The sequence below is a fragment of the Pseudomonas sp. MM227 genome, from assembly GCF_947090715.1.
GTDB classification, from domain to species: domain Bacteria; phylum Pseudomonadota; class Gammaproteobacteria; order Pseudomonadales; family Pseudomonadaceae; genus Aquipseudomonas; species Aquipseudomonas baltica.
Map to the genome: position 1 here is coordinate 4,092,857 of NZ_OX352319.1, position 22,620 is coordinate 4,115,476.

Below are 22,620 nucleotides of genomic sequence, written 5' to 3' on the forward strand. Positions count from 1 at the left end.
GAACAGACTGTTCGTCTTATTCAGCAGCTTCAACCGAGCCACCAACAGGACGATCAACCAGCTCGACGTACGCCATAGGTGCGTTATCGCCAGTACGGAAGCCGCACTTGAGGATACGCAGGTAACCGCCCTGACGGGTGGCATAGCGCTTGCCCAGATCGTTGAACAGCTTACCAACCATTTCTTTCGAACGAGTACGGTCGAAAGCAAGACGGCGGTTTGCAACGCTGTCTACCTTGGCCAGGGTGATCAGCGGCTCGGCAACGCGGCGCAGTTCCTTGGCTTTTGGCAGGGTAGTCTTGATCAGCTCGTGCTCGAACAGCGACACCGCCATGTTCTGAAACATGGCCTTGCGGTGCGAGCTGGTACGGCTCAGGTGACGTCCACTTTTACGATGACGCATGGTTCATTCCTTACCAAACACAACGTTCGGTGATTACGACGATCAGGCAGTCGCCTTGTCGTCCTTCTTAAGACTTGCAGGCGGCCAGTTGTCGAGGCGCATGCCGAGGGACAGACCGCGGGAGGCCAGAACGTCCTTGATTTCGGTCAAGGATTTCTTGCCCAGGTTCGGAGTCTTCAACAGTTCTACTTCGGTACGCTGAATCAGGTCGCCGATGTAGTAAATGTTTTCCGCCTTAAGGCAGTTAGCCGAACGTACAGTCAGTTCCAGATCGTCAACCGGGCGAAGCAGGATCGGATCGATCTCGTCTTCCTGCTCGATTACCACAGGCTCACTGTCACCTTTGAGATCGACGAACGCAGCCAACTGCTGTTGCAGAATGGTTGCAGCGCGACGGATGGCCTCTTCAGGATCCAGGGTACCGTTGGTTTCCAGATCAATAACCAGCTTGTCCAGGTTAGTGCGCTGCTCGACACGGGCGTTTTCCACCACGTATGCGATACGGCGTACCGGGCTGAACGAAGAGTCGAGCTGCAAGCGACCAATGCTGCGGCTTTCGTCTTCATCGCTTTGACGCGAGTCGGCCGGTTCATAACCACGACCACGAGCTACGACGAGCTTCATGTTCAGGGCGCCGTTAGACGCCAGGTTAGCGATTACGTGATCGGGATTAACGATCTCGACATCATGATCCAGCTGAATATCGGCAGCGGTAACCACCCCCGAACCCTTTTTCGACAAGGTCAGCGTAACTTCGTCACGACCGTGCAGCTTGATAGCCAGGCCTTTCAGGTTCAACAGGATTTCAATGACGTCTTCCTGTACACCTTCGATGGCGCTGTACTCATGGAGTACACCGTCAATCTCGGCCTCGACTACTGCGCAGCCGGGCATTGAGGACAACAGGATGCGTCGCAGCGCGTTGCCCAGGGTATGGCCGAAACCACGCTCGAGAGGCTCGAGGGTGATTTTGGCGCGGGTTGGACTGACGACCTGCACATCAATATGGCGGGGCGTCAGGAACTCATTTACCGAAATCTGCATGGATGCACCTATTTTCTAGCCCTTACTTGGAGTAGAGCTCGACAATCAGGCTTTCGTTGATGTCGGCGGACAGATCACTGCGAGCAGGAACGTTCTTGAAAACGCCCGACTTCTTCTCAGTGTCTACTTCTACCCATTCTACGCGGCCACGTTGGGCACACAGATCGAGAGCTTGGACAATGCGAAGCTGGTTTTTAGCTTTCTCGCGAATCGCGACCACGTCACCAGCACGAACCTGGTAGGACGGAACGTTAACGGTCTTGCCGTTTACGCTGACCGACTTGTGCGATACCAACTGACGGGATTCGGCACGAGTCGAGCCGAAGCCCATACGGTATACGACGTTGTCCAGACGGCATTCGAGCAGTTGCAGCAGGTTCTCGCCGGTTGCGCCTTTCTTGCCGGCAGCTTCCTTGTAGTAACCGCTGAACTGACGCTCGAGAACGCCATAGATACGACGGACTTTCTGCTTTTCACGCAGCTGGGTGCCGTAGTCGGACTGGCGGCCACGGCGCTGACCGTGGATACCTGGGGCTGCTTCGATATTGCACTTCGATTCCAGGGCGCGAACGCCGCTTTTCAGGAACAGGTCAGTGCCTTCACGACGAGCCAGTTTGCATTTTGGACCAATGTAACGAGCCATTATCTATCGTCTCCTGAATTACACGCGGCGCTTCTTCGGCGGACGGCACCCGTTATGCGGGATTGGCGTCACGTCGGTGATGCTGGCGATCTTATAGCCACAGCCGTTCAATGCACGGACAGCGGACTCACGACCTGGACCTGGACCCTTGACGTTGACGTCGAGGTTCTTCAGGCCATATTCCAGCGCAGCTTGACCAGCACGCTCTGCAGCCACCTGGGCAGCGAACGGGGTGGACTTGCGTGAACCGCGGAAACCCGAACCGCCTGAGGTGGCCCAGGACAGGGCGTTACCTTGACGATCGGTAATGGTCACGATGGTGTTGTTGAAAGACGCGTGGATGTGGGCGATGCCATCAACCACTGTCTTTTTGACTTTCTTACGAGGACGAGCAGCAGGTTTTGCCATGACTAGATTCCTGTCGATTCGCTGGTGCGATTACTTGCGGATCGGCTTACGCGGACCTTTACGGGTACGCGCGTTGGTCTTGGTACGCTGACCGCGTACTGGCAGACCACGACGATGACGAAGACCGCGATAGCAGCCCAGATCCATCAAGCGCTTGATTTTCATGTTGATTTCGCGGCGCAGATCACCTTCGGTGGTGAACTTCGCCACTTCGCCACGCAGCTGTTCAATCTGCTCGTCGCTCAGATCCTTGATCCGTGCGGCTGGGTTGACCCCAGTGTCTGCACAGATTTTCTGTGCAGTAGTGCGACCAACACCATAGATGTAGGTCAGCGAGATAACAGTGTGCTTGTTATCTGGAATGTTAACGCCTGCAATACGGGCCATTCAGTGGGACTCCAATTGACAGCTACCTACGCCCCGGAAGCCAAGAAATAGGGCGCGAGATAATATCGCTGTAATAACAAATAATCAACCCGGCAGCGCACTAGCTGCCGGGCTTGTAGCACATCACAGTCAGCCTTGGCGCTGTTTGTGACGCGGCTCTGCGCTGCAAATGACTCGAACGACGCCTTCGCGACGAATGATTTTGCAGTTACGGCACAGCTTTTTCACCGATGCACGAACTTTCATTGCCAACTCCTCGAACCTTAAGGGACTGTCAGCGCAGCAGACCGCTGCCACCGTAGCCTTTCAGGTTGGCTTTCTTCATCAGGGATTCGTACTGGTGCGAAACGAGGTGCGATTGTACTTGGGACATAAAGTCCATCACAACCACTACCACAATCAGCAACGAGGTCCCGCCAAGGTAGAACGGAACGTTTGCAGCCACCACCAGGAACTGTGGAAGCAAGCAGACGCACATCATGTACAGGGCACCGAACATGGTCAAACGGGTCAGAACGCCATCAATGTAGCGCGCCGACTGCTCGCCTGGACGAATACCCGGAATAAAGGCACCGGACTTCTTCAGGTTTTCCGCCACGTCTTTCGGATTGAACATCAACGCCGTATAGAAGAAGCAGAAGAAAATGATCCCTGCACTAAACAGCAGAATGTTCAACGGCTGACCAGGAGCGATCGACTGCGAGACGTCCTGCAACCAGCCCATACCTTCGGACTGACCGAACCAGGAGCCCAGCGAAGCCGGGAACAGCAAGATGCTGCTCGCGAAAATGGCAGGAATCACACCGGCCATGTTCACTTTCAGCGGCAAGTGGCTCGTCTGCGCAGCGAAAACCTTGCGGCCTTGCTGACGCTTGGCATAGTGAACGGCTATTCGCCGCTGACCACGCTCGATGAACACCACGAAACCGATAATCGCTACCGCCAGCAGACCGATCGCAACCAGCGCGAAGATGTTGATATCGCCCTGACGCGCAGACTCGAAAGACTGCCCGATCGCTCTCGGAAGACCAGCAACGATACCCGCGAAGATCAACATCGAGATACCGTTACCCACACCACGCTCAGTGATCTGCTCACCCAGCCACATCATGAACATCGCGCCCGCCACGAAAGTGGAGACCGCCACGAAGTAGAAGCTGAAGCTTGCAGTGAACGCCACACCCTGATTGGCCAAGCCGATCGACATGCCGATCGCCTGCACCAAGGCCAGGATGACGGTGCCATAGCGGGTGTACTGGCTGATCTTGCGACGGCCAGCTTCCCCTTCCTTCTTCAACTGCTCCAGTTGCGGGCTCACGGCGGTCATCAGCTGCATGATGATCGATGCCGAAATGTACGGCATGATCCCCAGTGCAAAGATGCTCATCCGTTCCAGCGCGCCACCGGAAAACATGTTGAACAAGCTAAGAATGGTCCCCTCATTCTGTCGAAACAGGTCTGCGAGTCGGTCCGGGTTGATACCTGGAACCGGGATGTGTGCGCCAATTCTGTAGACGATGATCGCCAGGAACAGAAAACGCAGACGAGCCCAGAGTTCAGACATACCGCCCTTGCCTAGCGCTGAGAGAGCACCTTGCTTAGCCATTTATTCCTCGAACTTGCCGCCAGCTGCTTCGATAGCCGCACGCGCACCTTTGGTGGCGGCGATTCCCTTGATGGTCACAGCGCGAGTCACTTCGCCCGACAGCATGATTTTCACACGCTGTACGTTCTGGTTGATCACGTTGGCATCCTTCAGGGACTGCACGGAGACGATGTCGCCTTCCACTCGGGCCAGCTCGGACAGACGCACTTCTGCGCGGTCCATGGCTTTCAGGGAAACGAAACCGAACTTCGGCAAGCGACGGTGCAGCGGCTGTTGACCGCCTTCGAAGCCTGGAGCGATGGTGCCACCGGAGCGGGAGGTCTGACCTTTGTGGCCACGGCCACCGGTCTTGCCCAAACCACTACCGATACCACGACCCGGGCGATGCTTTTCGCGACGCGAACCGGGAGCTGGACTCAGATCATTGAGTTTCATCGATTAACCCTCTACGCGAAGCATGTAGTAGGCCTTGTTGATCATCCCGCGATTCTCGGGAGTATCCTGGACTTCTACAGTGTGACCGATGCGACGCAGACCCAGACCCTTAACGCACAATTTGTGGTTAGGGATACGGCCGGTCATGCTTTTGATCAGCGTAACTTTTACAGTAGCCATGATCAGATGATCTCCTCAACGTTCAGACCGCGCTTGGCGGCGATGGACGACGGGGACTGCATGGCTTTCAGACCCTTGAACGTAGCGTGAACCACGTTGACGGGGTTGGTCGAGCCGTAGCACTTGGCCAGAACGTTCTGGACACCAGCCACTTCGAGAACGGCACGCATTGCGCCGCCAGCGATGATACCGGTACCTTCCGAAGCAGGCTGCATGTACACCTTCGAAGCGCCGTGAGCGGACTTCATGGCGTACTGCAAGGTGGTCCCGTTCAGGTCCACTTGAATCATGTTGCGACGAGCTGCTTCCATAGCTTTCTGGATTGCAGCAGGCACTTCACGAGACTTGCCACGGCCGAAGCCAACACGGCCCTTGCCATCACCTACCACGGTCAACGCGGTGAAGGTGAAGATACGGCCGCCTTTGACGGTCTTGGCAACGCGGTTAACTTGAACCAGCTTCTCGATGTAGCCTTCGTCGCGCTTTTGGTCGTTATTTGACATAACTTAGAACTCCAGCCCAGCTTCACGAGCGCCATCGGCCAGCGCTTTGACGCGACCGTGGTACTTGAAGCCAGAGCGGTCGAAAGCCACCTGCGAGACGCCAGCGGCCTTAGCACGCGAAGCGACCAGCTGGCCAACCTTAGTGGCCGCGTCAATGTTGCCAGTGGCACCATCACGCAATTCTTTGTCCAAAGTCGAGGCACTTGCCAAGACCTTGCTGCCGTCGGCCGAGATGACCTGGGCATAGATGTGCTGCGAAGAGCGGAACACGCAGAGACGCACGACTTCGAGTTCGTGCATTTTCAGGCGTGCCTTGCGAGCGCGACGCAGTCGAGTAACTTTTTTGTCGGTCATTTGCTATGCCCTACTTCTTCTTGGCTTCTTTACGGCGGACGACTTCGTCTGCGTAACGTACACCTTTGCCTTTGTAAGGCTCTGGCGGACGGAAATCGCGGATTTCAGCGGCCACTTGACCCACCAGCTGCTTGTCGATGCCCTTGATCAGGATATCGGTCTGGCTAGGAGTCTCAGCGGTGATGCCTTGCGGCAACTCGTAATCCACCGGATGAGAGAAGCCCAGCGACAGGTTCAGCACTGTGCCTTTTGCTTGTGCTTTATAGCCAACACCGACCAGCTGGAGCTTGCGCTCGAAGCCTTGGCTTACGCCCTGGACCATGTTGTTGACCAAAGCGCGAGTGGTACCGGCCATTGCACGGGTCTGCTGATCGCCGTTCTTGGCAGCGAAACGCAGTTCGCCAGCCTCTTCAACGACTTCAACCGACGAGTGAACGTTCAGTTCCAGAGTGCCCTTGGCACCCTTCACCGAAAGCTGTTGGCCGGCGAATTTTACTTCGACACCAGCTGGCAGCTTAACGGGGTTCTTAGCGACGCGAGACATGCTTATCCCCCCTTAGAACACTGTGCAGAGTACTTCGCCGCCGACACCGGCAGCGCGCGCAGCACGATCCGTCATCACACCTTTATTGGTGGAGACGATGGATACGCCGAGACCGCCACGAACTTTCGGCAGGTCATCAACGGATTTGTACTGACGCAGGCCTGGACGACTTACGCGCTTGACTTCCTCGATGACCGGACGGCCTTCGAAGTATTTCAGCTCGATGGAAAGCGACGGTTTTGCTTCGCTGCTTACCTGAAAACCCGCGATGTAACCTTCGTCCTTCAGAACTTTGGCCACAGCTACCTTCAACGTGGAAGATGGCATGCTTACGACGGGCTTTTCAGCCATCTGGGCATTACGGATTCGAGTTAGCATGTCCGCTAACGGGTCCTGCATACTCATGGGCTAGACGCTCCTGATACAAAAATAATTAGCCTTGCGGCTACAACGTCGCCGAGCGTTTGATCCGGTCCAAAAACCCGGGCTCAGGCGAGCCGGCAATTCTAGACGTACGGCAGAAATGAATCAAGCCCCATGAGGGGCTTGATTCAGTCGCCGTGACACCGGCGGTCGGTTGATTGCTCAATCGAGCGCAGGCATCTCGTCGGTCCGACTTACCAGCTGGCCTTGACCAGACCTGGTACGTCACCGCGCATGGCGGCCTGGCGCAGCATGTTACGGCCGAGGCCGAACTTGCGGTACACGCCATGTGGACGACCAGTCAGGCGGCAGCGGTTACGCATGCGAGCAGCGCTCGCATCACGTGGCTGCTTCTGCAGGGCTACGGAAGCGTTCCAGCGCTCTTCTTCACTTGCGTTCAGATTGACGATGATTGCTTTGAGCTCAGCACGCTTCTTGGCGTATTTAGCTACCGTCAGCTGACGCTTCAGCTCACGGTTCTTCATGCTCTTCTTGGCCATTTTCCTACTCCAATCAGTTGCGGAACGGGAAGTTGAAGGCACGCAGCAAGGCGCGACCTTCTTCATCCGAACGAGCAGTGGTGGTCAGGGTAATGTCCAGACCGCGCAGAGCATCGATCTTGTCGTAATCGATTTCCGGGAAAATGATCTGCTCTTTCACGCCCATGCTGTAGTTGCCACGACCGTCGAAGGACTTGGCATTCAGGCCGCGGAAGTCGCGTACCCGAGGCAGGGAGATCGCCAGCAGGCGGTCCAGGAATTCGTACATCTTGTCGCGACGCAAGGTCACCTTGACACCGATCGGCCAACCCTCACGGACTTTGAAGCCCGCGATGGATTTGCGTGCGAAGGTCACAACGGCTTTCTGGCCGCAGATCTTTTCGATGTCGGCTACAGCGTGCTCGATGACTTTCTTGTCGCCGATCGCTTCGCCCAGACCCATGTTCAGGGTGATCTTGGTAACGCGCGGAACTTCCATCACGTTCGCAAGCTTGAGTTCTTCCTTAAGCTTGGGAGCGATTTCCTTCCGGTAAATCTCTTTCAGTCGTGCCATGGTCTTCTACCTAGCAGTGTTCAAGCATCAACCGCTTTTTGGGTCGACTTGAAGACACGAATTTTTTTGCCTTCTTCTACTTTGAAACCAACGCGGTCAGCCTTGTTGGTTTCGCCATTGAAGATGGCGACGTTGGAAGCGTGCAGAGGCGCTTCTTTCTCGACGATACCGCCTTGTACGCCCGACATCGGGTTAGGCTTGGTATGACGCTTCACCAGGTTGACCCCACCAACGACCAGACGGTCGTCAGCGAGAACCTTGAGCACCTTACCGCGCTTGCCTTTGTCTTTGCCGGCGATCACGATGATCTCGTCGTCACGACGAATCTTTTGCATGTCGGATCTCCTTACAGCACTTCTGGGGCGAGCGAGACGATCTTCATGAACTTCTCGGAACGAAGCTCACGGGTCACTGGCCCAAAGATACGGGTGCCGATTGGCTCTTGCTTGTTGTTCAACAGAACAGCAGCGTTGCCATCGAAGCGGATGATGGAGCCGTCAGCACGACGAACGCCGTGACGAGTGCGGACTACAACAGCAGTCATCACTTGACCTTTCTTCACCTTGCCACGAGGAATTGCTTCCTTCACGGTCACCTTGATGATGTCGCCGATGCCAGCGTACCGGCGGTGCGAGCCGCCCAGTACCTTGATGCACATGACGCGACGAGCGCCGCTGTTATCGGCCACATCGAGCATGGATTGAGTCTGAATCATAGAATTTCTCCGACCCCTAGCCCTTAGACTTCAACAGCGCGTTCGAGAACGTCAACCAGTGCCCAGGACTTGGTCTTGGCCAGCGGACGGGTTTCACGAATAGTGACCTTGTCGCCGATCTTGCACTGATTGGTTTCGTCGTGAGCGTGCAGCTTAGTCGAACGCTTAACGTATTTACCGTAGATCGGGTGCTTTACGCGACGCTCGATCAATACGGTGATGGTTTTGTCCATCTTGTCGCTGACCACACGGCCAGTCAGCGTACGGACGGTTTTTTCGGCTTCAGCCATGATCACTTACCTGCCTGCTGGTTGAGCACAGTTTTCACGCGAGCGATGTCGCGCTTCACTTGCGAGAGCAGGTGAGACTGCCCCAACTGGCCAGTTGCTTTCTGCATGCGCAGATTGAACTGGTCGCGCAGCAAGCCGAGCAGTTGCTCGTTCAGTTGCTGTGCTGATTTTTCACGAAGTTCATTCGCTTTCATCACATCACCGTCCGCTTAACAAAGGAGGTGGCGAGAGGCAGCTTTGCAGCCGCCAAGGCGAAAGCCTCACGCGCCAGCTCTTCGGAAACACCCTCGATTTCATACAGGACTTTGCCTGGCTGAATCTGGGCAACCCAATATTCCACGTTACCCTTACCTTTACCCATACGAACTTCGAGGGGCTTTTTGGAGATAGGCTTGTCCGGGAATACACGGATCCAGATCTTGCCGCCACGTTTAACGTGACGGGTCAGGGCACGACGCGCTGACTCGATCTGACGAGCGGTGAGACGACCACGAGCTACAGACTTCAGCGCATACTCGCCGAAGCTGACTTTGCTACCGCGCTGAGCCAGACCACGGTTGTGGCCAGTCATCTGCTTGCGGAACTTCGTACGCTTAGGTTGCAACATTTGGCGTACCCCTTACTTAGCAGCTTTTTTACGAGGCGCAGGTGCTTGTGGTTTCAGTTCTTCTTGGCGACCACCAATTACTTCGCCTTTGAAAATCCAAACCTTCACACCGATCACACCGTAAGTGGTGTGAGCTTCGTAGTTGGCATAGTCGATGTCGGCACGCAGGGTGTGCAAGGGCACACGACCTTCGCGATACCATTCAGTACGTGCGATTTCAGCACCGCCGAGACGACCGCTCACTTGGATCTTGATGCCTTTGGCACCAATGCGCATGGCGTTCTGTACGGCGCGCTTCATGGCGCGACGGAACATCACACGACGCTCCAGCTGCTGAGCTACGCTCTGCGCAACCAGCATACCGTCGAGCTCCGGCTTGCGGATCTCTTCGATATTGATGTGCACAGGCACACCCATTTGCTTGGTCAGGTCCTGGCGCAGTTTCTCAACATCTTCACCTTTCTTCCCGATAACGATACCAGGACGAGCGGTGTGGATGGTGATACGTGCAGTTTGGGCCGGACGATGGATATCGATACGGCTTACGGACGCGCTTTTTAGTTTGTCTTGGAGATACTCACGCACCTTCAGATCTGCGAACAAGTAGTCCGCATAAGTCCGACCGTCTGCGTACCAGACGGAGGTGTGCTCCTTGACGATTCCCAGGCGAATGCCAATGGGATGTACTTTCTGACCCATCTGATCGACTCCGTTACTTGTCAGCAACCTTGACAGTGATATGGCAAGACCGCTTGACGATGCGATCAGCCCGGCCTTTGGCACGAGGCATGATGCGCTTCAGCGAACGCCCTTCGTTGACGAAAACGGTGCTGACCTTCAGGTCATCAACGTCTGCGCCTTCGTTGTGCTCGGCGTTGGCTACGGCCGACTCCAGCACTTTCTTCATGATTTCCGCGGCTTTTTTACTGCTAAAAGCCAGCAGGTTGAGCGCTTCGCCCACCTTCTTCCCGCGGATCTGGTCGGCGACCAAGCGGGCTTTCTGGGCGGAGATTCGAGCGCCCGACAACTTAGCGGCTACTTCCATTTCCTTACCCCTTAACGCTTGGCTTTCTTGTCAGCCACGTGCCCACGATATGTGCGGGTACCGGCGAACTCGCCCAGTTTGTGGCCGACCATGTCTTCGTTCACGAGAACGGGGACGTGTTGGCGACCGTTGTGTACTGCGATGGTCAGACCGACCATTTGTGGCAGGATCATCGAACGACGCGACCAGGTCTTAACTGGTTTGCGATCGTTCTTTTCCGCCGCCACTTCGATCTTCTTCAGTAGGTGAAGATCAATAAAAGGACCTTTTTTCAGAGAACGTGGCACTGTCGTATCCCTCTATTTACTTGCGACGACGGACGATCATTTTGTCGGTACGCTTATTACCACGAGTCTTCGCGCCCTTAGTCGGGAAGCCCCATGGCGATACCGGATGACGACCACCGGAGGTACGACCTTCACCACCACCATGTGGGTGGTCAACCGGGTTCATGGCAACACCACGAACGGTTGGGCGAACGCCACGCCAGCGTTTGGCACCGGCTTTACCCAGCGAACGCAGGCTGTGCTCGGAGTTCGAGACTTCACCCAGCGTTGCGCGGCACTCGGACAGCACTTTGCGCATTTCGCCCGAACGCAGGCGCAGGGTCACGTAGACACCTTCACGAGCGATCAGCTGAGCCGAAGCACCAGCGGAGCGAGCGATCTGAGCACCTTTGCCAGGCTTCAATTCGATGCCGTGGATGGTGCTACCGACCGGGATGTTGCGCAGCTGCAGCGAGTTGCCTGGCTTGATCGGTGCCAGAGCACCTGCAATCAGCTGGTCGCCAGCGCTCACGCCTTTCGGTGCGAGGATGTAGCGACGCTCGCCGTCTGCGTACAGAACCAGAGCAATGTGAGCAGTACGGTTAGGATCGTATTCAATGCGCTCGACGGTGGCAGTGATGCCATCCTTGTCGTTGCGACGGAAGTCGATCATGCGGTAATGCTGCTTGTGACCACCACCGATGTGACGGGTGGTAATGCGGCCATTGTTGTTACGACCACCAGTCTTCGATTTTTTCTCGAGCAGCGGTGCGTGAGGAGCGCCTTTATGCAGCTCCTGGTTGACCACCTTGACCACGAAACGGCGGCCAGGGGAAGTCGGTTTGCATTTAACGATTGCCATGATGCACCCCTTCCTTACTCAGCACTGCTGCTGAAATCGAGATCTTGGCCTGGCTGAAGGGAGATAACTGCCTTCTTCCAGTCATTACGCTTGCCCAGACCGCGAGCAGTGCGCTTGCTTTTACCCAGTACGTTCAGGGTAGTAACACGCTCTACTTTCACGCTGAACAGGCTTTCGACGGCCTTCTTGATTTCCAGCTTGGTTGCGTCGGTAGCAACCTTGAAAACGAACTGACCTTTCTTGTCTGCCAGAACCGTAGCCTTCTCGGAAACGTGCGGGCCAAGCAGAACTTTAAATACGCGTTCCTGGTTCATCCCAGCAGCTCCTCGAATTTCTTCACGGCCGACACGGTGATCAACACCTTGTCGTATGCGATCAGACTAACTGGGTCGGAACCTTGGACGTCACGTACATCGACGTGCGGCAGGTTGCGAGCAGCCAGGTACAGGTTCTCGTCGACGGAGTCCGATACGATCAGAACGTCGGTAAGGCCCATGCCATTCAGCTTGCCCAGCAGGTCTTTGGTTTTCGGTGCTTCGACAGCGAAGTCCTGAACCACGACCAGACGGTCGGTACGCACCAGCTCAGCAAGGATGGAGCGCAGTGCTGCGCGATACATCTTCTTGTTTAGCTTCTGGGTGTGATCCTGAGGACGAGCTGCGAAAGTGGTACCACCGCCACGCCAGATAGGGCTACGGATAGTACCGGCACGAGCACGGCCAGTACCTTTCTGACGCCAAGGGCGCTTACCGCCACCACGAACGTCGGAACGGGTCTTTTGCTGCTTGCTGCCCTGACGACCGCCAGCCATGTAGGCCACGACTGCCTGGTGCACCAGCGTCTCGTTGAACTCGCCGCCGAAGGTCAGTTCGGAAACTTCGATCGCCTGAGCGTCATTTACATTTAATTGCATTTTCGCTTCCCCTTAACCGCGAGCCTTGGCTGCCGGACGCACAACCAGGTTGCCGCCGGTTGCGCCAGGAACAGCACCCTTGACGAGCAGCAGATTGCGTTCAGCGTCGACGCGCACAACTTCCAGGGACTGCACGGTCACGCGCTCAGCGCCCATATGACCGGACATTTTTTTGCCCTTGAATACACGGCCAGGAGTCTGGCACTGGCCGATGGAGCCAGGGACGCGGTGGGAAACGGAGTTACCGTGTGTGTTGTCTTGACCGCGGAAGTTCCAACGCTTGATGGTACCGGCAAAGCCTTTACCTTTGGACTGACCGGTAACATCTACCAGTTGGCCCGCTGCGAAGAGTTCAGCATTGATCAAGTCGCCAGCCTGGTATTCGCCTTCTGCAAGGCGGAATTCCCAGACGCCACGACCGGCAGCAACGTTCGCCTTGGCGAAGTGACCTGCTTGAGCAGCAGTCACACGCGAAGCACGACGCTCGCCGACAGTGACTTGCACTGCACGATAGCCATCAGTTTCTTCAGTTTTAAACTGGGTGACGCGATTCGGCTCGATCTCAATGACCGTGACCGGAATGGAGACACCTTCTTCGGTGAAAATACGGGTCATACCGCATTTACGACCGACTACACCAATAGTCATGTTGTAAACCTCATGAGTGTACGGGGCTTTCACCCGCTATGGCCGCCCATTTCAGAGCGTTACACGACTAAGACCCAAGTCTTAGCCGAGGCTGATCTGCACTTCCACACCTGCCGCAAGATCAAGCTTCATCAGCGCGTCAACGGTTTTGTCCGTTGGCTGGACGATGTCCAGAACACGCTTATGAGTGCGGATCTCGTACTGGTCGCGCGCGTCTTTGTTGACGTGCGGGGAAACCAGAACGGTGAACCGCTCTTTACGGGTAGGAAGTGGAATTGGACCACGCACCTGAGCACCAGTACGTTTCGCGGTTTCCACGATTTCCTGGGTGGATTGGTCGATCAGGCGATGGTCAAAAGCCTTCAACCTGATACGGATTTGCTGATTTTGCATTGGATTTCAGACTCCGGCTGCTGTTCCCACCGGGCGCAATGCACCCGTTAAAAGGAGGCGCAATTCTATAGACGCGCCCATCGAGTGTCAACCCAATAAAAAAGCCCCCGCTAAGCGGGGGCCTTTTCAAACGATCAACGATTACTCGATGATTTTGGCTACGACGCCAGCGCCGACGGTACGACCGCCTTCACGGATAGCGAAACGCAGACCGTCTTCCATTGCGATGGTCTTGATCAGGGTGACAACCATTTTGATGTTGTCGCCTGGCATTACCATTTCAACGCCTTCCGGCAGTTCGCAGTTACCGGTCACGTCAGTGGTCCGGAAGTAGAACTGTGGACGGTAGCCTTTGAAGAACGGAGTGTGACGACCGCCTTCTTCCTTGCTCAGCACGTAGACTTCAGCTTCGAACTTGGTGTGCGGCTTGACCGAACCCGGCTTGACCAGAACCTGGCCACGCTCGACGTCGTCACGCTTGGTGCCGCGCAGCAGCACGCCGCAGTTCTCGCCAGCACGACCTTCGTCCAGCAGCTTGCGGAACATTTCAACGCCGGTGCAGGTGGTGACGGTGGTGTCACGCAGACCTACGATTTCCAGCGAATCCTGAACCTTGACGATGCCGCGCTCGATACGACCGGTAACAACGGTACCGCGACCGGAGATCGAGAACACGTCTTCGATTGGCATCAGGAATGGCTTGTCGATGACACGGACTGGATCTGGGATGTAGCTGTCCAGAGTCTCAACCAGTTTACGAACGGAGCTGGTGCCCATTTCGTTGTCGTCTTTGCCTTCCAGCGCCATACGAGCCGAACCGATGATGATCGGAGTGTCGTCGCCTGGGAAGTCGTAGGTCGACAGCAGGTCACGAACTTCCATCTCTACCAGTTCCAGCAGCTCGGCGTCGTCTACCAGGTCGGCCTTGTTCAGGTAAACCACGATGTACGGAACGCCAACCTGGCGGGACAGCAGGATGTGCTCACGGGTTTGTGGCATCGGACCATCAGCGGCCGAGCAAACCAGAATCGCGCCGTCCATCTGGGCAGCACCGGTGATCATGTTCTTCACATAGTCAGCGTGACCTGGGCAGTCAACGTGAGCGTAGTGACGGATCAGCGAGTTGTATTCAACGTGCGCGGTGTTGATGGTGATACCACGAGCTTTTTCTTCTGGAGCGCTGTCGATCTTGTCGAAGTCGACGATTGCGGAACCGAAAACTTCGGAGCAAACGCGAGTCAGAGCAGCAGTCAGAGTGGTTTTACCGTGGTCAACGTGACCAATGGTGCCAACGTTGACGTGCGGTAGGGAACGATCAAATTTTTCTTTAGCCACGACAATTAACTCCTTGCCTAAAGGACTGAATCAGCCTTGTTTTTTGGATACAGTTTCAGCGATGTGCGCCGGAGCTGTGTTGTATTTTTTGAATTCCATAGAGTAGCTTGCGCGACCCTGGGACATGGAGCGAACGTCGGTCGCATAACCGAACATCTCACCCAACGGAACCTCGGCGCGAATCACTTTGCCGGAAACCGTATCTTCCATACCCAAGATCATGCCGCGACGACGGTTAAGGTCGCCCATGACATCACCCATGTAGTCTTCAGGTGTAACAACTTCTACCGCCATGATCGGCTCAAGCAACTCACCACCGCCCTTCTGGGCCAGTTGCTTGGTTGCCATGGAGGCAGCGACCTTGAACGCCATCTCGTTGGAGTCGACGTCGTGGTAGGAACCGTCGAAAACGGTCGCTTTCAGGCCGATCAGCGGATAGCCGGCAACAACACCGTTCTTCATCTGCTCTTCGATACCCTTCTGAATCGCCGGGATGTATTCCTTGGGAACCACACCACCGACGACTTCGTTCACGAATTGCAGACCTTCCTGACCTTCGTCAGCAGGGGCAAAACGGATCCAGCAGTGACCAAACTGACCACGACCGCCGGACTGACGAACGAACTTGCCTTCGATTTCACAGTTCTTCGTGATGCGCTCACGATAGGAAACCTGAGGCTTACCGATGTTGGCTTCGACGTTGAACTCACGGCGCATCCGGTCAACCAGGATGTCCAGGTGCAGCTCGCCCATGCCGGAGATGATCGTCTGACCAGTCTCTTCATCGGTTTTAACGCGGAAAGATGGATCTTCCTGAGCAAGCTTGCCCAGAGCGATACCCATTTTTTCCTGGTCATCCTTGGTCTTGGGCTCTACGGCAACCGAAATAACCGGCTCTGGGAAGTCCATGCGAACGAGGATGATCGGCTTGTCACCGTTGCACAAGGTTTCACCAGTGGTGACGTCCTTCATGCCGATCAAGGCCGCGATGTCGCCAGCGCGTACTTCCTTGATCTCTTCGCGGGCGTTGGCGTGCATCTGCACCATACGACCCACGCGCTCTTTCTTGCCCTTGACCGAGTTGATCACGCCGTCGCCGGAGTTCAACACGCCCGAGTAAACACGGACGAAGGTCAGGGTACCCACGAATGGGTCAGTGGCAATTTTGAATGCCAGAGCGGAAAACGGTTCTGCGTCGTCTGCATGACGCTCCAGCTCGATGGTCTCGTCATCCGGGTCAGTACCCTTGATGGCAGGAATATCGACCGGAGCCGGCAGGTAGTCGATCACAGCATCGAGAACCAGGGGAACGCCCTTGTTCTTGAACGAGGAACCGCAAACAGCCAAGACGATCTCGCCAGCGATGGTACGCTGACGCAGAGCAGCCTTGATTTCGTCGTTGGTGAGTTCTTCACCTTCGAGGTACTTGTTCATCAGCTCTTCGTTGGCTTCAGCCGCAGCTTCGACCATATTGTTGCGCCATTCGTCAGCCAGTTCCTGCAGCTCGGCAGGGATAGGCTTGCGAACAGGAACCATGCCTTTGTCAGCATCGTTCCAGTACACAGCTTCCATGGCCAACAGATCGATCTGGCCCTGGAAATTGTCTTCGGAACCGATAGCCAGCTGGATAGGCACAGGAGTGTGACCCAAACGCTGCTTGATCTGACCGATCACGCGCAGGAAGTTCGCGCCAGCACGGTCCATCTTGTTTACGTAAACAAGACGAGGAACGCCGTACTTGTTGGCTTGACGCCATACGGTTTCCGACTGAGGCTCTACACCCGAGGTACCACAGAACACAACGACAGCGCCGTCGAGTACGCGCAGGGAACGCTCAACTTCAATGGTGAAGTCTACGTGGCCCGGGGTATCGATGACGTTGAAGCGATGCTCGTCCTTGTACTGCTTCTCGGAGCCCTTCCAGAAGGCGGTGATAGCAGCAGAAGTGATGGTAATACCACGCTCCTGCTCCTGAACCATCCAGTCTGTGGTCGCGGCGCCGTCATGCACCTCGCCCATTTTGTGGCTTTTGCCGGTGTAAAAAAGGACGCGCTCGGTGGTCGTGGTTTTACCAGCGTCCACGTGAGCAACGATACCAATGTTACGGTAGCGGTTAATCGGTGTAGTACGAGCCATAAAGCCCTCGCAAAATTAGTGACGCTGAATTTAGAAGCGGTAGTGCGAGAACGCTTTGTTGGCTTCAGCCATACGGTGAACGTCTTCACGCTTCTTAACTGCAGCACCTTTGCCTTCGGCAGCGTCCAGCAGTTCGCCGGCCAAGCGCAGAGCCATCGACTTTTCACCGCGCTTGCGCGCGAAGTCTACCAGCCAGCGCATTGCCAGGGCGTTACGACGGGACGGACGAACTTCGACCGGAACCTGGTAAGTAGCACCGCCTACACGGCGCGACTTCACTTCGACCAGCGGAGCGATGGCGTCGAGAGCTTTCTCGAAGATTTCCAGGGGGTCGCTGTTCTTGCGTTCTTTAACCTTGTCCAGCGCGCCATAAACGATACGCTCGGCAACGGCTTTCTTGCCGCTTTCCATCACGTGGTTCATGAACTTGGCCAGGATCTGGCTGCCGTATTTTGGATCGTCAAGCACTTCGCGCTTGGCTGCTACGCGTCTTCTTGGCATGGATAAGCCCTCAAACGGTCTTCAGGTTAGCTCGGGACAGGCCCGACCTTACTCTTATCGACTCAGAAAAATAGATAACTGCAGTGTGCAAACGCCGATTACTTCGGACGCTTGGTACCGTACTTCGAACGACCTTGGTTACGACCTTTGACGCCGGAGGTATCCAGGGAGCCGCGAACGGTGTGGTAACGAACACCTGGCAAGTCTTTTACACGACCGCCGCGGATCAGTACCACGCTGTGCTCTTGCAGGTTGTGGCCTTCACCGCCGATGTACGAGGAAACCTCGAAACCGTTGGTCAGGCGCACACGGCATACTTTACGCAGTGCCGAGTTAGGTTTTTTCGGCGTGGTGGTGTACACACGGGTGCACACACCACGACGTTGCGGGCAGTTCTGCAGCGCAGGTACGTCGGATTTCTCGACGATACGCTTGCGCGGCTGACGTACCAGCTGGTTGATAGTTGCCATCTACTAGCTCCACTGTTGTCTTGCGACGCTATTGTCTTGCAAGAAAAGCAAAAATGGCAGGAATCAATCCCGCCAAATTTAGGGGTACAAGAGTCTAAAGAGGATCTCGTCCCCAGTCAAGACAAGGCCCCGGCCTCCCCTGCCAACTCCGCTGCGACATTTTGTGTCGTTGCGGAGTTGGCAAGGGCTACCAGGGCCCCGTCATCACTACCGCTGGTCTCAATTACCGCTTGAGTTCAGCGCTTCGGTCAACGCAGCTTCCACTTCACTGGCGCTGACGCGAGTCGGTTTGTCGAGTTCACGGCGACGCTTGCGCTCGCTGTGATACGCCAGACCGGTACCAGCCGGGATCAGACGACCCACGACCACGTTCTCTTTCAGGCCGCGCAGGTAATCGCGCTTGCCGGTGACTGCCGCTTCGGTCAGTACTCGAGTGGTTTCCTGGAAGGAAGCCGCCGAGATGAACGATTCGGTGGACAACGACGCCTTGGTAATACCCAGCAGCACGCGAGTGAATTTCGAAACGAATTTCTCGTCCGCGCTCAGACGCTCGTTCTCACCCAGTACGTGGGTCAGTTCCATCTGGTCGCCCTTGATGAAGCTGCTGTCGCCGGACTCGGAGATTTCGACCTTGCGCAACATCTGACGCAGAATCGTCTCGATGTGCTTGTCGTTGATCTTCACGCCCTGCAGACGGTACACGTCCTGAATCTCGTTGACGATGTACTTGGCCAGCGCACTCACACCCAGCAAGCGCAGGATGTCATGCGGGTCACTCGGACCGTCCGAGATAACTTCGCCGCGGTTCACTTGTTCGCCTTCGAAGACGTTCAGGTGACGCCACTTCGGAATCAGCTCTTCATACGGATCGGTGCCGTCGTTCGGCGTGATAACCAAGCGGCGCTTGCCTTTGGTTTCCTTGCCGAAAGCGATGGTACCGCTGACTTCCGCCAGGATCGAAGCTTCCTTTGGACGACGCGCTTCGAACAAGTCGGCAACACGCGGCAGACCACCGGTGATGTCGCGAGTCTTCGAAGTTTCCTGAGGAATACGGGCGATAACGTCACCCACACCCACTTGCGCACCATCCGCCACGCCGACCAGGGCGTTGGCTGGCAGGAAGTACTGGGCCGGTACGTCGGTACCTGGCAACAGCAGATCCTTGCCATCGACGCCAACCATCTTCACTGCCGGACGAATTTCCTTGCCCGCAGCTGGACGATCCTTGGCATCGAGCACTTCGATGTTGGTCAGGCCGGTCAATTCGTCTGTCTGACGCTTGATCGTGATGCCTTCTTCCATGCCCACGTAGGTCACGGTACCTTTCATCTCGGTGACGATTGGGTGAGTGTGCGGGTCCCACTTGGCCACGATAGCGCCAGCGTCGACCTTGTCGCCTTCCTTCACCGAAATCACTGCACCGTATGGCAGCTTGTAACGTTCGCGCTCACGACCGAACTCGTCGGCAATCGCCAACTCACCCGAACGCGATACTGCAACCAGGTTGCCGTCCAGACGCTCGACGTGCTTCAGGTTATGCAGGCGGACAGTACCGCCGTTCTTCACCTGGACGCTGTCGGCAGCCGAGGTCCGGCTTGCCGCACCACCGATGTGGAACGTACGCATGGTCAGCTGGGTACCCGGCTCACCGATGGACTGGGCGGCGATAACGCCGACCGCTTCACCGATGTTCACCTGGTGACCGCGAGCCAGATCACGGCCGTAGCACTTGGCGCAGATACCGTAACGGGTTTCGCAGCTGATCGGCGAACGCACGATGACTTCGTCGATGCTGTTGAGCTCGATGAATTCAACCCACTTTTCGTCCACCAGCGTACCGCCCGGAACGATCACCTCGTCGGTGCCAGGCTTGAACACGTCGCGGGCGATCACTCGACCCAGAACGCGCTCGCCCAGCGGCTCGACGACGTCACCGCCTTCGATGTGCGGCGTCATCAGCAGACCGTGCTCGGTACCGCAGTCGACTTCGGTAACGACCAGATCCTGTGCAACGTCAACCAGACGGCGAGTCAGATAACCGGAGTTAGCTGTCTTCAATGCGGTATCCGCCAGACCCTTACGAGCACCGTGAGTCGAGATGAAGTACTGAAGTACGCTCAAGCCTTCACGGAAGTTCGCGGTGATCGGCGTCTCGATGATCGAGCCGTCCGGCTTGGCCATCAGGCCACGCATACCGGCCAGCTGGCGAATCTGAGCAGCCGAACCCCGGGCACCGGAGTCAGCCATCATGTACATCGAGTTGAACGATTCCTGGTCCACTTCGTTGCCATGACGATCGATGACCTTCTCTTTCGAGAGGTTCGACATCATTGCCTTGGACACTTCGTCGTTGGCCTTGGACCAAAGGTCGATCACCTTGTTGTACTTCTCGCCCTGGGTTACCAGGCCGGAAGCATACTGGCTCTCGATCTCTTTCACTTCGTCGGTCGCGGTACCGATGATGCGAGCTTTCTCATCCGGGATGACAAAGTCGTTGACACCGATGGACACGCCCGAGATCGTCGAATAGGCGAAACCGGTGTACATCAACTGGTCAGCGAAGATCACAGTCTCTTTCAGACCAACCACGCGATAGCACTGGTTGATCAGCTTGGAGATTGCCTTCTTCTTCATCGGCAGGTTGACGACATCGTACGACAGACCTTTTGGCACAACCTGGTACAACAAGGCACGGCCGACAGTGGTGTCGACAATACGAACGTTGCTCACGCTGCCGCCGTCACGGTCGTTGACGGTTTCGTGGATACGCACTTTGACCTTGGCGTGCAGTGCGGCTTCGCCGGCACGGAACACACGGTCAACTTCCTGCAGATCCGCGAACACACGACCTTCGCCTTTGGCGTTGATCGCTTCACGCGTCATGTAGTACAGACCCAATACAACGTCCTGCGACGGAACGATGATTGGCTCACCGTTGGCTGGCGACAGGATGTTGTTGGTCGACATCATCAGCGCACGGGCTTCGAGCTGGGCTTCCAGGGTCAACGGTACGTGGACCGCCATCTGGTCGCCGTCGAAGTCGGCGTTGTACGCAGCACAGACCAGAGGGTGCAGCTGGATAGCCTTACCTTCGATCAGTACCGGTTCAAACGCCTGGATACCCAGACGGTGAAGGGTCGGTGCACGGTTGAGCAGCACGGGGTGTTCGCGAATCACTTCGGCAAGAACGTCCCATACTTCCGGCAGCTCGCGCTCGACCATCTTCTTGGCGGCCTTGATGGTGGTCGCCAGACCACGCATTTCCAGCTTGCCGAAAATGAACGGCTTGAACAGTTCCAGAGCCATCTTCTTCGGAAGACCACACTGGTGCAGGCGCAGGGTCGGGCCCACGGTAATAACTGAACGACCCGAGTAGTCGACGCGCTTGCCGAGCAAGTTCTGACGGAAACGACCCTGCTTACCCTTGATCATGTCAGCCAGGGACTTCAGGGGACGCTTGTTCGAACCGGTAATAGCACGACCGCGGCGACCGTTGTCGAGCAGTGCATCCACAGCTTCCTGCAGCATGCGCTTTTCGTTGCGCACGATGATATCGGGAGCCGACAGATCCAGCAGGCGCTTCAAACGGTTGTTGCGGTTGATCACTCGACGATACAGATCGTTGAGGTCGGAAGTCGCAAAGCGACCGCCATCCAGCGGAACCAGTGGACGCAGGTCTGGCGGCAGAACCGGCAGAACGGTCAACACCATCCACTCAGGCAGGTTGCCGGAGCCCTGGAAGGCCTCCATCAACTTCAGGCGCTTGGACAGCTTCTTGATCTTGGTTTCCGAGTTGGTCTGCGGAATCTCTTCGCGCAGGCGGCCAATCTCGTGTTCCAGGTCAATGGCGTGCAGCAGTTCACGAACGGCTTCGGCACCCATGCGGGCATCGAAATCGTCGCCGAACTCTTCGAGTGCTTCGAAGTACTGCTCGTCGTTCAGCAGCTGGCCCTTTTCAAGGGTGGTCATGCCCGGGTCGATAACGACATAGCTCTCGAAGTAGAGAACGCGTTCGATATCACGCAGGGTCATGTCCATCAGCAGGCCGATACGGGACGGCAGCGACTTCAGGAACCAGATGTGGGCGACTGGCGAAGCCAGTTCGATGTGAGCCATGCGCTCGCGGCGAACCTTGGCCAGTGCGACTTCGACGCCGCACTTCTCGCAGATCACGCCACGGTGCTTCAAGCGCTTGTACTTGCCGCACAGGCACTCGTAGTCCTTGACCGGGCCAAAGATCTTGGCGCAGAACAAGCCGTCACGCTCGGGCTTGAACGTACGGTAGTTGATGGTTTCCGGCTTTTTAACTTCACCGAAGGACCACGAACGGATCATTTCAGGCGACGCGAGGCCGATACGGATCGCATCGAACTCTTCGACTTGACCCTGGTTTTTCAGCAAATTCAGTAGGTCTTTCAAGGCCTTTCCTCCTGGCGGAGCAGGGAGTGGACGGTAG

At 56.3% G+C, this 22,620-nt stretch carries 33 protein-coding genes; all 33 read right to left on the reverse strand.

Going from position 1 to position 22,620, the window contains the following annotated elements; all coding sequences use genetic code 11:
• Positions 1-16 precede the first annotated feature (16 nt).
• The gene (gene rplQ / locus ONG87_RS18665) at positions 17-403 is read right to left on the reverse strand and encodes a 50S ribosomal protein L17 (protein ID WP_122475639.1); all 387 of its coding nucleotides are present in this window, start codon (positions 401-403) and stop codon (positions 17-19) included.
• 42 nt (positions 404-445) lie between these two features.
• Complete coding sequence (gene rpoA, locus ONG87_RS18670; protein ID WP_007924176.1) at positions 446-1,447, reverse strand: DNA-directed RNA polymerase subunit alpha; 1,002 nt, start codon at positions 1,445-1,447, stop codon at positions 446-448.
• Between the two features lie 22 nt (positions 1,448-1,469).
• On the reverse strand, positions 1,470-2,090 hold the full coding sequence (gene rpsD, locus ONG87_RS18675) for a 30S ribosomal protein S4 (RefSeq protein ID WP_043192542.1): 621 nt from the start codon (positions 2,088-2,090) through the stop codon (positions 1,470-1,472).
• Positions 2,091-2,108: 18 nt separating this feature from the next.
• Positions 2,109-2,498: a 30S ribosomal protein S11 gene (rpsK, locus tag ONG87_RS18680; protein ID WP_002555466.1), complete on the reverse strand. Its 390-nt coding sequence runs from the start codon at positions 2,496-2,498 to the stop codon at positions 2,109-2,111.
• 30 nt (positions 2,499-2,528) lie between these two features.
• Complete coding sequence (gene rpsM / locus ONG87_RS18685) at positions 2,529-2,885, reverse strand: 30S ribosomal protein S13 (protein WP_043192541.1); 357 nt, start codon at positions 2,883-2,885, stop codon at positions 2,529-2,531.
• Between the two features lie 129 nt (positions 2,886-3,014).
• Positions 3,015-3,131, reverse strand: coding sequence for a 50S ribosomal protein L36 (gene rpmJ / locus ONG87_RS18690; RefSeq protein ID WP_002555468.1), 117 nt, complete (start codon positions 3,129-3,131; stop codon positions 3,015-3,017).
• A 28-nt stretch (positions 3,132-3,159) separates the two neighbouring features.
• Positions 3,160-4,491, reverse strand: coding sequence for a preprotein translocase subunit SecY (gene secY, locus ONG87_RS18695; protein WP_043192540.1), 1,332 nt, complete (start codon positions 4,489-4,491; stop codon positions 3,160-3,162).
• A complete protein-coding gene (gene rplO, locus ONG87_RS18700; protein WP_122475641.1) occupies positions 4,492-4,926 on the reverse strand; it encodes a 50S ribosomal protein L15 in 435 nt (144 codons plus the stop codon).
• A 3-nt stretch (positions 4,927-4,929) separates the two neighbouring features.
• A complete protein-coding gene (rpmD, locus tag ONG87_RS18705) occupies positions 4,930-5,106 on the reverse strand; it encodes a 50S ribosomal protein L30 (RefSeq protein ID WP_003176408.1) in 177 nt (58 codons plus the stop codon).
• Positions 5,107-5,108: 2 nt separating this feature from the next.
• Positions 5,109-5,609 carry a 30S ribosomal protein S5 gene (gene rpsE, locus ONG87_RS18710; protein ID WP_043192537.1) on the reverse strand — a complete coding sequence of 167 codons (501 nt, stop codon included), beginning with the start codon at positions 5,607-5,609 and terminating at the stop codon, positions 5,109-5,111.
• A 3-nt stretch (positions 5,610-5,612) separates the two neighbouring features.
• The gene (gene rplR / locus ONG87_RS18715) at positions 5,613-5,963 is read right to left on the reverse strand and encodes a 50S ribosomal protein L18 (protein ID WP_043192536.1); all 351 of its coding nucleotides are present in this window, start codon (positions 5,961-5,963) and stop codon (positions 5,613-5,615) included.
• A 10-nt stretch (positions 5,964-5,973) separates the two neighbouring features.
• Entirely contained in the window at positions 5,974-6,507 is a 534-nt protein-coding gene (gene rplF / locus ONG87_RS18720; RefSeq protein ID WP_122475643.1) for a 50S ribosomal protein L6, read from the reverse strand.
• A 12-nt stretch (positions 6,508-6,519) separates the two neighbouring features.
• The gene (gene rpsH, locus ONG87_RS18725) at positions 6,520-6,912 is read right to left on the reverse strand and encodes a 30S ribosomal protein S8 (RefSeq protein WP_122475645.1); all 393 of its coding nucleotides are present in this window, start codon (positions 6,910-6,912) and stop codon (positions 6,520-6,522) included.
• A gap of 212 nt (positions 6,913-7,124) precedes the next feature.
• Positions 7,125-7,430: a 30S ribosomal protein S14 gene (rpsN, locus tag ONG87_RS18730; RefSeq protein WP_122475647.1), complete on the reverse strand. Its 306-nt coding sequence runs from the start codon at positions 7,428-7,430 to the stop codon at positions 7,125-7,127.
• Between the two features lie 13 nt (positions 7,431-7,443).
• Positions 7,444-7,983, reverse strand: coding sequence for a 50S ribosomal protein L5 (gene rplE, locus ONG87_RS18735; RefSeq protein WP_122475649.1), 540 nt, complete (start codon positions 7,981-7,983; stop codon positions 7,444-7,446).
• Positions 7,984-8,003: 20 nt separating this feature from the next.
• Positions 8,004-8,318 (reverse strand): 50S ribosomal protein L24, encoded by a 315-nt coding sequence (gene rplX, locus ONG87_RS18740; protein ID WP_049860773.1) that lies wholly within the window; start codon positions 8,316-8,318, stop codon positions 8,004-8,006.
• 11 nt (positions 8,319-8,329) lie between these two features.
• Positions 8,330-8,698: a 50S ribosomal protein L14 gene (gene rplN, locus ONG87_RS18745; RefSeq protein ID WP_003243907.1), complete on the reverse strand. Its 369-nt coding sequence runs from the start codon at positions 8,696-8,698 to the stop codon at positions 8,330-8,332.
• Positions 8,699-8,721: 23 nt separating this feature from the next.
• Entirely contained in the window at positions 8,722-8,988 is a 267-nt protein-coding gene (gene rpsQ, locus ONG87_RS18750) for a 30S ribosomal protein S17 (RefSeq protein WP_043192528.1), read from the reverse strand.
• Between the two features lie 2 nt (positions 8,989-8,990).
• Positions 8,991-9,182, reverse strand: coding sequence for a 50S ribosomal protein L29 (gene rpmC, locus ONG87_RS18755; protein ID WP_002555481.1), 192 nt, complete (start codon positions 9,180-9,182; stop codon positions 8,991-8,993).
• Complete coding sequence (rplP, locus tag ONG87_RS18760) at positions 9,182-9,595, reverse strand: 50S ribosomal protein L16 (RefSeq protein WP_122475651.1); 414 nt, start codon at positions 9,593-9,595, stop codon at positions 9,182-9,184. The genes rpmC and rplP overlap by 1 nt, the downstream gene beginning before the upstream one ends.
• A 12-nt stretch (positions 9,596-9,607) precedes the next feature.
• Entirely contained in the window at positions 9,608-10,294 is a 687-nt protein-coding gene (rpsC, locus tag ONG87_RS18765) for a 30S ribosomal protein S3 (protein WP_003176422.1), read from the reverse strand.
• Positions 10,295-10,307: 13 nt separating this feature from the next.
• On the reverse strand, positions 10,308-10,640 hold the full coding sequence (gene rplV, locus ONG87_RS18770; protein ID WP_003103908.1) for a 50S ribosomal protein L22: 333 nt from the start codon (positions 10,638-10,640) through the stop codon (positions 10,308-10,310).
• A gap of 11 nt (positions 10,641-10,651) precedes the next feature.
• On the reverse strand, positions 10,652-10,927 hold the full coding sequence (gene rpsS, locus ONG87_RS18775) for a 30S ribosomal protein S19 (RefSeq protein WP_002555486.1): 276 nt from the start codon (positions 10,925-10,927) through the stop codon (positions 10,652-10,654).
• Positions 10,928-10,943: 16 nt separating this feature from the next.
• Positions 10,944-11,768, reverse strand: a complete 825-nt coding sequence (gene rplB, locus ONG87_RS18780) for a 50S ribosomal protein L2 (protein ID WP_122475653.1) — start codon at positions 11,766-11,768, stop codon at positions 10,944-10,946.
• Positions 11,769-11,782: 14 nt separating this feature from the next.
• Positions 11,783-12,082 carry a 50S ribosomal protein L23 gene (rplW, locus tag ONG87_RS18785; protein ID WP_002555488.1) on the reverse strand — a complete coding sequence of 100 codons (300 nt, stop codon included), beginning with the start codon at positions 12,080-12,082 and terminating at the stop codon, positions 11,783-11,785.
• Positions 12,079-12,681: a 50S ribosomal protein L4 gene (rplD, locus tag ONG87_RS18790; RefSeq protein WP_043192522.1), complete on the reverse strand. Its 603-nt coding sequence runs from the start codon at positions 12,679-12,681 to the stop codon at positions 12,079-12,081. Before rplD ends, rplW begins: the two co-directional genes overlap by 4 nt.
• Before the next feature lie 12 nt (positions 12,682-12,693).
• Positions 12,694-13,329 (reverse strand): 50S ribosomal protein L3, encoded by a 636-nt coding sequence (rplC, locus tag ONG87_RS18795; protein ID WP_043192521.1) that lies wholly within the window; start codon positions 13,327-13,329, stop codon positions 12,694-12,696.
• An 81-nt stretch (positions 13,330-13,410) separates the two neighbouring features.
• The gene (gene rpsJ, locus ONG87_RS18800; protein ID WP_003186070.1) at positions 13,411-13,722 is read right to left on the reverse strand and encodes a 30S ribosomal protein S10; all 312 of its coding nucleotides are present in this window, start codon (positions 13,720-13,722) and stop codon (positions 13,411-13,413) included.
• Positions 13,723-13,863: 141 nt separating this feature from the next.
• The gene (gene tuf, locus ONG87_RS18805; protein WP_122475655.1) at positions 13,864-15,057 is read right to left on the reverse strand and encodes an elongation factor Tu; all 1,194 of its coding nucleotides are present in this window, start codon (positions 15,055-15,057) and stop codon (positions 13,864-13,866) included.
• Positions 15,058-15,087: 30 nt separating this feature from the next.
• Positions 15,088-17,193, reverse strand: coding sequence for an elongation factor G (gene fusA / locus ONG87_RS18810; protein ID WP_122475656.1), 2,106 nt, complete (start codon positions 17,191-17,193; stop codon positions 15,088-15,090).
• A gap of 30 nt (positions 17,194-17,223) precedes the next feature.
• Complete coding sequence (rpsG, locus tag ONG87_RS18815; protein WP_010490886.1) at positions 17,224-17,694, reverse strand: 30S ribosomal protein S7; 471 nt, start codon at positions 17,692-17,694, stop codon at positions 17,224-17,226.
• 98 nt (positions 17,695-17,792) lie between these two features.
• Positions 17,793-18,164, reverse strand: a complete 372-nt coding sequence (gene rpsL / locus ONG87_RS18820) for a 30S ribosomal protein S12 (RefSeq protein WP_003186084.1) — start codon at positions 18,162-18,164, stop codon at positions 17,793-17,795.
• A gap of 219 nt (positions 18,165-18,383) precedes the next feature.
• Positions 18,384-22,583, reverse strand: a complete 4,200-nt coding sequence (rpoC, locus tag ONG87_RS18825; protein ID WP_122475658.1) for a DNA-directed RNA polymerase subunit beta' — start codon at positions 22,581-22,583, stop codon at positions 18,384-18,386.
• Between the last annotated feature and the right edge of the window lie 37 nt (positions 22,584-22,620).

Bases quoted from the DNA above. Each gene is read 5' to 3' on its own strand.
- rplQ (WP_122475639.1), bottom strand. From the start codon at position 403: ATGCGTCATCGTAAAAGTGGACGTCACCTGAGCCGTACCAGCTCGCAC.
- rpoA (WP_007924176.1), bottom strand. From the start codon at position 1,447: ATGCAGATTTCGGTAAATGAGTTCCTGACGCCCCGCCATATTGATGTG.
- rpsD (WP_043192542.1), bottom strand. From the start codon at position 2,090: ATGGCTCGTTACATTGGTCCAAAATGCAAACTGGCTCGTCGTGAAGGC.
- rpsK (WP_002555466.1), bottom strand. From the start codon at position 2,498: ATGGCAAAACCTGCTGCTCGTCCTCGTAAGAAAGTCAAAAAGACAGTG.
- rpsM (WP_043192541.1), bottom strand. From the start codon at position 2,885: ATGGCCCGTATTGCAGGCGTTAACATTCCAGATAACAAGCACACTGTT.
- rpmJ (WP_002555468.1), bottom strand. From the start codon at position 3,131: ATGAAAGTTCGTGCATCGGTGAAAAAGCTGTGCCGTAACTGCAAAATC.
- secY (WP_043192540.1), bottom strand. From the start codon at position 4,491: ATGGCTAAGCAAGGTGCTCTCTCAGCGCTAGGCAAGGGCGGTATGTCT.
- rplO (WP_122475641.1), bottom strand. From the start codon at position 4,926: ATGAAACTCAATGATCTGAGTCCAGCTCCCGGTTCGCGTCGCGAAAAG.
- rpmD (WP_003176408.1), bottom strand. From the start codon at position 5,106: ATGGCTACTGTAAAAGTTACGCTGATCAAAAGCATGACCGGCCGTATC.
- rpsE (WP_043192537.1), bottom strand. From the start codon at position 5,609: ATGTCAAATAACGACCAAAAGCGCGACGAAGGCTACATCGAGAAGCTG.
- rplR (WP_043192536.1), bottom strand. From the start codon at position 5,963: ATGACCGACAAAAAAGTTACTCGACTGCGTCGCGCTCGCAAGGCACGC.
- rplF (WP_122475643.1), bottom strand. From the start codon at position 6,507: ATGTCTCGCGTCGCTAAGAACCCCGTTAAGCTGCCAGCTGGTGTCGAA.
- rpsH (WP_122475645.1), bottom strand. From the start codon at position 6,912: ATGAGTATGCAGGACCCGTTAGCGGACATGCTAACTCGAATCCGTAAT.
- rpsN (WP_122475647.1), bottom strand. From the start codon at position 7,430: ATGGCCAAGAAGAGCATGAAGAACCGTGAGCTGAAGCGTCAGCTGACG.
- rplE (WP_122475649.1), bottom strand. From the start codon at position 7,983: ATGGCACGACTGAAAGAGATTTACCGGAAGGAAATCGCTCCCAAGCTT.
- rplX (WP_049860773.1), bottom strand. From the start codon at position 8,318: ATGCAAAAGATTCGTCGTGACGACGAGATCATCGTGATCGCCGGCAAA.
- rplN (WP_003243907.1), bottom strand. From the start codon at position 8,698: ATGATTCAGACTCAATCCATGCTCGATGTGGCCGATAACAGCGGCGCT.
- rpsQ (WP_043192528.1), bottom strand. From the start codon at position 8,988: ATGGCTGAAGCCGAAAAAACCGTCCGTACGCTGACTGGCCGTGTGGTC.
- rpmC (WP_002555481.1), bottom strand. From the start codon at position 9,182: ATGAAAGCGAATGAACTTCGTGAAAAATCAGCACAGCAACTGAACGAG.
- rplP (WP_122475651.1), bottom strand. From the start codon at position 9,595: ATGTTGCAACCTAAGCGTACGAAGTTCCGCAAGCAGATGACTGGCCAC.
- rpsC (WP_003176422.1), bottom strand. From the start codon at position 10,294: ATGGGTCAGAAAGTACATCCCATTGGCATTCGCCTGGGAATCGTCAAG.
- rplV (WP_003103908.1), bottom strand. From the start codon at position 10,640: ATGGAAGTAGCCGCTAAGTTGTCGGGCGCTCGAATCTCCGCCCAGAAA.
- rplB (WP_122475653.1), bottom strand. From the start codon at position 11,768: ATGGCAATCGTTAAATGCAAACCGACTTCCCCTGGCCGCCGTTTCGTG.
- rplW (WP_002555488.1), bottom strand. From the start codon at position 12,082: ATGAACCAGGAACGCGTATTTAAAGTTCTGCTTGGCCCGCACGTTTCC.
- rplD (WP_043192522.1), bottom strand. From the start codon at position 12,681: ATGCAATTAAATGTAAATGACGCTCAGGCGATCGAAGTTTCCGAACTG.
- rplC (WP_043192521.1), bottom strand. From the start codon at position 13,329: ATGACTATTGGTGTAGTCGGTCGTAAATGCGGTATGACCCGTATTTTC.
- rpsJ (WP_003186070.1), bottom strand. From the start codon at position 13,722: ATGCAAAATCAGCAAATCCGTATCAGGTTGAAGGCTTTTGACCATCGC.
- fusA (WP_122475656.1), bottom strand. From the start codon at position 17,193: ATGGCTCGTACTACACCGATTAACCGCTACCGTAACATTGGTATCGTT.
- rpsG (WP_010490886.1), bottom strand. From the start codon at position 17,694: ATGCCAAGAAGACGCGTAGCAGCCAAGCGCGAAGTGCTTGACGATCCA.
- rpsL (WP_003186084.1), bottom strand. From the start codon at position 18,164: ATGGCAACTATCAACCAGCTGGTACGTCAGCCGCGCAAGCGTATCGTC.